This window comes from Micromonospora yasonensis (assembly GCF_026013475.1).
In the GTDB taxonomy this organism is placed as follows: domain Bacteria; phylum Actinomycetota; class Actinomycetes; order Mycobacteriales; family Micromonosporaceae; genus Micromonospora; species Micromonospora yasonensis.
Genome location: NZ_JAPDPH010000309.1, coordinates 1 through 6,932 on the forward strand (window position 1 = coordinate 1; position 6,932 = coordinate 6,932).

Here is a 6,932-nt window from a genome sequence, read left to right on the forward strand (position 1 = left end):
GGTACTGGCTGCCCTGACCGGTGAAACAGAAGGCAGTGACCCGATCGGCGGCCACCCCGGTGACGGCGAGCGGGTGGGGTCGCCCGTCGGCGAGCGCGGCCAGCGCGGCGGCGAACTCGTCGCCGCCGGCGGCGGTGACCACCGCCCGGTGCGCGAACCGGGTACGCCGGGCCAGCGCGTCGGCGACGACGGCCGGCGCGACATCCTCCTGGCCGGCCAGCCACGCACCGAGCCGCCGGGCGTACGCGCGCAGCGCCGGCTCGGTCTTCGCCGACAGCACCCAGGACGTCCACCCGTCCCCGGTCGCCTCGGCGACGTCCTCGGTCGGGGCGTCGCGGACCACCACGTGGCAGGTGGTGCCGCCCATGCCGAACGACGACACCCCGCCGCGCAGCGGCCGGTCCGGCCGGGGCCAGCCGGTCAGCTCCCGCTGCACCGCCAGGCCCAGCTCGTCCAGCGGGATGTCCGGGTTGGGCGAGGCGAAGTGCAGACTCGGCGGCAGTTCCCGGTGCCGTACGCAGAGCGCCAGCTTCACCAGGCCGACGATGCCCGCGGCGGCCTCCAGGTGCCCCACGTTGGTCTTGGCCGAGCCCACCCGCACCGGCCCGGCGTCGCCCCGCCCCCGGCCGACGACGGCGCCGAGCGCGGCCGCCTCCACCGGATCGCCGACCCGCGTCCCGGTGCCGTGCAGCTCCACGTACTGCACCTCGGTCGGGTCCACCCCGGCCCGGCGGTACGCCGCGGCCAGCACCTGCTGCTGACCCTCCCGGCCGGGTACGGTCAGCCCCTCGGTCGCGCCGTCGTTGCCCACCGCCGAGCCGTCGATCACGCAGTAGATCCGGTCCCCGGCGGCCACCGCGTCCGCCAGCGGCTTGAGCAGTACGAGCGCCCCGCCCTCGCCGCGCACGTAGCCGTTCGCCCGGGCGTCGAAGGTGAAACACCGCCCGTCGGGGGAGAGGCCGCCGAACCGCTCGGCGCCGACCGCGCTCTCCCGCACGAGGTTCAGGTTCACGCCGCCGGCCAGGGCCACCCTGGACTCGCCGTTGCGCAGACTCTCGCACGCCAGGTGGACGGCGACCAGCGACGAGGACTGTCCGGTGTCCACCGCCAGGCTCGGGCCGCGCAGGTCGAACAGGTATGAGATCCGGTTGGCGAGGATGCTGCGGTGCAGGCCGGTCACGGTGTGCGCGGTGATCCGCTCCGCCCCGCCCCGGTACGTGAGGTGGGCGTAGTCGTCCCAGATCGCGCCGACGAAGACCCCAGCCGCGGTGCCGGCCAGCGCGGTCGGGGTGGTGCCGGCGTCCTCGACCGCCTCCCACGCCAGCTCCAGCATCAGGCGCTGCTGCGGATCCATCGCCGCCGCCTCACGCGGCGAGACACCGAAGAAATCGGCGTCGAAGTCGCCGACGTCGTCGAGGAAGGCCCCGTGCCGCACCGTCCCGTCGGCGCCCCAGCGGTCCGCCGGCACCTCACCCACCGCGTCGGCCCCGGCGCGCAGCAGCCGCCAGAAGGCCCCCGGATCCGCCGCGCCGGGCAGCCGGCACGCCAGCCCCACCACCGCCACCGGGTACGGTCGACCAGATCCCTCTCCAGGCGCGGCGTCAGGTCGGGTCATGTGCCTTCCCTCATCTTCCGTTCCTCTTCCGGTGGACGGGTCGGCGAGCGTGGCACGCCATCCCGGATACGCATTTCCACATTTATGCGGGACAGCGACGTGGTGGCCGGACGTTCGAAAAAGGGCGGAGGTGGACGCCGACAATTCTCTGTCCAATCGACAAGGATAGGTAGCGGCAATCAGGCCGGATAGCCCCTAGCACCCCTACTTCGACCCCGCGACGGCGCCGCACAACCCCTGCTCACCCCTGTTCCGAATCCATTCCGGAGGGCCGTATCCGCAGCCGGGTCCCCGGCCCGCGCACGGTGATCGGGCTTCTGTCGGCTGGTGCCTTGACTCGCCGGATCGGCTCCCATTACGTTCCCGTTCGACACTTTTTCGTGCCGGCCGAATCTTCCCGTTGCTTACCCCCGATCGTGGCGAACGGACGCCGCCGGCGCACCCGGCCGTACGCTCCCGCGAAGCGCGGAATTGCGACGGTCGAGCGGCGCCGGCGCCCGTTTCCCACCAATCGGGAGGAAGAATGAATTCTCGGAGAACGGCGGTTCGCGCCGGTTCGCGGCTGCGCCGCGGGCTGGCGCTCGGCGCCACGGCGGTGCTCGGCGCCCTGGCCCTCGGTTCGGCGACGCCCGGCAACGCGGCGGCGGAGGACTTCCCGGCGCTCGACGACGACCTGGCCGCGGTCAACCGCTCCACCACCGCCGCGCCCGCCCAGATGAGCCAGCTCGACTTCCTGCTCGGCAACTGGAAGTGCCTGGTCACCACGTACGCGCACGGGCAGCCGCCGATGACCAACACCACCTACCTCTCGGTGCGGTCCATCCTCGGCGGGCACTGGTACGAGCTGCGCTCGCTCCAGCTGCCCAGCACCTCCAACCCGCAGCGCGTCGTCGCCCGGCAGGTCTACGGCTGGGACCCGGCGGCGCAGCAGTTCACCACCTACTACTTCGACGACGCGGATGGTCAGGGTGCCGGCAGCGCGCCGCAGGTGACCGCCGGCCACGCCGTCTTCACCGGCACCTACCTGTTCAACGGGTTCCGCCACATCGGCCGGGACGACCTGTACTCGCCGGCGCCGGACAAGCTCTACAACGACGTCTCCATGGCGTTGGAGTCCGCTCCGGACCAGCTGTTCCCGGTGGGCACCGCCCGCTGCGACCGGCGCTGACCGGTCGGCGTCCCGGGCGGGCCGCAGGGCCGGCCCGCCCGGGCGGACCGTTCGTCAGACCGTGACGCGGAGCCGCTCGATGCCGGGCAGCACCGACAGCAGTGGGGGGTGCCGCCAGTCCGGCGGCCGGATGGTGAGGTCGACCCGGAGGTGCCGCCCCGTCGAGACCCGCAACTCCTCCGACATGCTCACGAGCAGCGAGGGCATGTCGCGGTCGTCCACCGTTGGCCCGACCGCGGCGGCCAGCACGTACCACCGGCCGACCGGTACCGGGTCCAGCCGCCACGGCCCCGGCTCCTGGACCAGCACGGACGTGACCGGACGACCCCGGGGAACGGGACTGTCGAAGACGCCCACCAGGACCGGGGAGTCGGCCCGCGGTACGGCCTGGATGGTGCCGGAGAGGCTGCCGGCCGGATGGTCCCGCAGTGGCCGCGGCTCGCCGTACTCGGGGAACGGCTCGCCCTGCGCGACCCGACGGTACGCGGTGGGGGAGAGGCCGACGCACTCGGTGAACCGGCGGGTGAAGGTGCCGAGGCTGCCGTAGCCGACCTGGACGCTGATCTCGGCCACGCTCAGCGTGGTGGTGGAGAGCAGATGCTTCGCCTCGTGGATCCGCACCGCGGAGAGGAATCGGCCCGGCGTCACGCCGGTGACCCGGCGGAAGGTCCGCAGAAAGTGAAATTTACTTATCATGGCGGACCGGGCCAGATCATCGAGGCTCAACGGCTCCTCGTACCGATCCCGGATGGCGTCAATAGCCCGTCGGATGCCGTCTTTCACCGTTGCTCCCCGAGATAATCGGTCTTCTAACGGCGAGTCTCCTGTCGTCCGCTGCCAGAACGCGCACAGATCACTGTTATGCGAGGTCAGGCTGACGGCAGTTCCGGAAAGGCGTGCTCCACCGTTGCGAAACAGGAAGAAGAACCCGTACCGCGCCAAGATGGTACCGCAATCCTGGCGCTGAGTGACGAGTCAAGTGCGTAGGGTGGCTAAAAGGGTGGTTCCCGGCCAATGGCGTCGAGCCCGACAGGCCGGGAACCTCCGTCGTGTGTGGAGGGTTGAGGTCACTCCGCCACGCGGGTGCGCGTCGTCCAGCGGAAGACCACTGGATCCGGCGACGACGTGGAGCCGGCGCTCTCCCGCTCGAAGTGCTCGTAACCGCCCCGGTGGTGAATCTTCACCTTCTGTCCGTCGGGCGGCAGTCGCTGGCTCCGGACGGTTGCCGGCAGGTCGTTCGGTCCGCCGACGAGAATCGCCTCGATCAGGTTTTCGACGACGTTTTCGGGCGAACTGGTCATCGCTGCCCCCATCCTGCGGGATATGTTTGCGAATTGACTGCTTTTATCATCGCTGGCGCTTGTGGGATTGTGGACCCGTAATGCACCCCTATCCTGCGGTGGGGCCAGCGGAAATAACGGCGCAGGTCGCCGGCGGGGTCCCCTTGGGCAAATACAATCGCCCGCAGGCGGTATCGCGCGCCACTGCCGGCCGCTGTTCTCGGCCCGGCCGGCCGGGCCGGCCCTCATTTCCAGGACGGTGAATGCAGGTGACGACGGCTTTTTCCCAGGACGTCTGGACCCGCCGCTACCACGGCGCGGACCCGGACGCGGTGCGGCTGGTCTGCTTCCCGCACGCCGGCGGGTCGGCCAGCTTCTACTTCCCGGTGTCCCGGGCGCTCGCGCCGCGCATCGAGGTGGTCGCCGTGCAGTACCCGGGCCGCCAGGAGCGGCGCCGGGAGGCGGCGCTGGACTCCATCCACGAGTTGGCCGACCGGATCGCCGAGGTGCTCCCGCTCGACGACGGGCGCCCGACCGCCTTCTTCGGACACAGCATGGGAGCCACCGTCGCCTTCGAGGTCGCCCACCGGCTCGAGCGCGACCGGGGCGTGTCGTTGCTGCACCTGTTCGCCTCCGGCCGCCGGGCACCCGCCCGGCTACGCGCCGAGGACCTGCACCAGCGGGGTGACGAGGCGATCGTCGCCGAGCTGCGGCGGCACAGCGCCACCGACGACCGGCTCCTGGCCGACCAGGAACTGCTGCGGATGATCCTGCCGGCGCTCCGTTCCGACTACCGGGCCATCGAGACCTACCGGGAGCGCCCCGGCACCCGGCTGCGCTGTCCGCTGACCGTCCTGGTCGGCACCGCCGACCCCCTGGTCACCGCGGACGAGGCGGACGCGTGGCGGGCGCACACCACCGGCCCCACCGACGTCCGCCACTTCCCGGGCGGCCACTTCTACCTCACCGAGCGGACCGATGACGTCCTCGCGGTGGTGACCGAGGTGCTCACCCCGGTCCGCCGCTGACCGCTCGCGACGCCGCCCCGGGTCGACGCGATCCGGGGCGGCGTCGGCGCGTACCCGACGGGGTTTCAGAGGGGGATGTTGCCGTGCCGGCCCCGCCGGTGCCGCGCGGCGGCGAACGCCTCGGCCAGCCGCCGGCGGGTGTCCGCCGGGTCGATCACCTCGTCGATCACCCCGAGCGCGAGGCCACGGTGGACTCCGCCGGACTCCCGGCGGTGCTCCTCCACCAGCCGGGCGCGCAGCTCGTCGACCTCCTCCGGCGAGGCCGCCGCCAGCTCCCGCCGGTGCAGCACCCCCACGGCGGCCTCCGCGCCCATCACCGCCACCTCCGCCTCCGGCCAGGCGAAGACCGCGGTCGCGCCGAGCGAGCGGGAGTTCATCGCGATGTACGCCCCGCCGTAGGACTTGCGGGTGATCAGCGTGATCCGGGCGACCTCGGCCTCGGCGAAGGCGTGCAGCAGCTTGGCGCCGCGCCGGACCACGCCCTCCCACTCCTGCCCGACCCCCGGCAGGTAGCCGGGCACGTCGACCAGGACCAGCAGGGGTACGCCGAGCGCGTTGCACATCCGCACGAACCGGGCCGCCTTCTCGGCGCTCAGCGAGTCGAGGCAGCCGCCCCTGCGCAGCGGGTTGTTGGCCAGCACCCCGACCGTCCGCCCGGCGAGCCGGCCCAGCCCGACCACCATGTTCCGGGCCCAGCCCGGCTGGAGCTCCTCGAACGAGGGCCCGTCGTCGTTCCGGTCGAGCAGGTGCCGCACCAGCGGCCGCACGTCGTACGCCCGCCGGCTGGACTCCGGCAGCAACGCCCGCAGGTCCGCGCCGCCCGCCGTGGCGCCCACGTCGATGTGGCCGGGGCGGGCGAGCAGCTCGGTGATCCGGCGGGCCCGGACGTACGCCTCCGCCTCCGACGCCGCCGTCACGTGCGCCACTCCGGAGCGGCGGGCGTGCACCGCCGGGCCGCCCAGCGACTCCATGTCGACCTGTTCCCCGGTGACGCTCTGCACCACGTTCGGGCCGGTGACGAAGACCCGCGCCGCGTCCGACATGATCACCAGATCGGTGAGGGCCGGACCGTACGCGGCGGCCCCGGCGGCCGGGCCGAGCACCACCGAGATCTGCGGGATCCGACCGGACGCCTTGGTCATCATGGCGAACATCCGCCCGACGCCGTCCATCGACTCGACACCGTCGGCCAGCTTCGCGCCACCCGAGTGCCACAACCCGATCACCGGCCAGTGCTTCCACAGCGCCAGCCGGATCGCCTCGATGATGTGGTCCGCGCCGGCCGCGCCGAGCGCCCCGCCCATCCGGCTGGCATCGGTGCAGTACGCGACCACCGGGAAGCCGCCGATCCGGCCCCGCACGGCGGTCACGCCGCTGTCGTCGGCAGGGTGCATCGGCAGCACGCTGCCCGGGTCCAGCAGTCGCCCCAGGCGGGTGGCGGGGTGGCGGTGGTCGGTGTGGACCGCCTCGTCGGCGCGGGGTGCGGTGAGTGTGACCGTCATGGTGGACCTCCGCAGCGCGGGCTGAAACGTGAGGGCGTGTCGCTCACGCTAACGGCGTTCCCGCGCGGCGCTGAACCCCTAGCCCACCCCGGATCCGGCGGCGTCAGGTGGGAAATCCACAGGTTCGGCTAGGGGTTGCCCAATCGGCACGTACGCGCTTCGCTGTCCTCGTCGCCCGTTCGCGCGCAGGCGGACCTCCGCCCGGCAGAACACCACGCGGACCGGGGTGGCCCGCCGCGGCCGACCCCCGACCGGGCGCGTCGTGCCGGCCGCGACGCCGGCAGTCCGTAGCGGGTGGAGGACCGTCATGACCCTGGCAGCGAGCAACGGCAAGCGAAC

At 72.6% G+C, this 6,932-nt stretch carries 6 protein-coding genes; 2 read left to right on the forward strand and 4 right to left on the reverse strand.

Annotated elements, in window-relative coordinates; translation table 11 throughout:
• Nucleotides 1-1,615, reverse strand: a 1,615-nt coding sequence (locus ONA70_RS33640; RefSeq protein ID WP_265010516.1) for a type I polyketide synthase, incomplete at its 3' end; no start/stop codon positions are given.
• 523 nt (nucleotides 1,616-2,138) lie between these two features.
• On the opposite strand from ONA70_RS33640, the gene ONA70_RS33645 reads away from it, so the two are divergent.
• A complete protein-coding gene (locus ONA70_RS33645) occupies nucleotides 2,139-2,783 on the forward strand; it encodes a DUF1579 domain-containing protein (RefSeq protein WP_265010517.1) in 645 nt (214 codons plus the stop codon).
• Between the two features lie 54 nt (nucleotides 2,784-2,837).
• Here ONA70_RS33645 and ONA70_RS33650 read toward each other — a convergent pair whose 3' ends face one another.
• Nucleotides 2,838-3,566: a helix-turn-helix domain-containing protein gene (locus tag ONA70_RS33650; protein WP_265010518.1), complete on the reverse strand. Its 729-nt coding sequence runs from the start codon at nucleotides 3,564-3,566 to the stop codon at nucleotides 2,838-2,840.
• Nucleotides 3,567-3,850: 284 nt separating this feature from the next.
• Nucleotides 3,851-4,084: a DUF5988 family protein gene (locus tag ONA70_RS33655; RefSeq protein ID WP_265010519.1), complete on the reverse strand. Its 234-nt coding sequence runs from the start codon at nucleotides 4,082-4,084 to the stop codon at nucleotides 3,851-3,853.
• Nucleotides 4,085-4,326: 242 nt separating this feature from the next.
• Between ONA70_RS33655 and ONA70_RS33660 the strand changes: the two genes are divergently transcribed.
• Nucleotides 4,327-5,091 carry a thioesterase II family protein gene (locus ONA70_RS33660; RefSeq protein ID WP_265010520.1) on the forward strand — a complete coding sequence of 255 codons (765 nt, stop codon included), beginning with the start codon at nucleotides 4,327-4,329 and terminating at the stop codon, nucleotides 5,089-5,091.
• 65 nt (nucleotides 5,092-5,156) lie between these two features.
• Here the strand turns inward: ONA70_RS33660 and ONA70_RS33665 are convergent, their stop codons facing one another.
• Nucleotides 5,157-6,593 carry an acyl-CoA carboxylase subunit beta gene (locus tag ONA70_RS33665; protein ID WP_265010521.1) on the reverse strand — a complete coding sequence of 479 codons (1,437 nt, stop codon included), beginning with the start codon at nucleotides 6,591-6,593 and terminating at the stop codon, nucleotides 5,157-5,159.
• Nucleotides 6,594-6,932 lie beyond the last annotated feature (339 nt).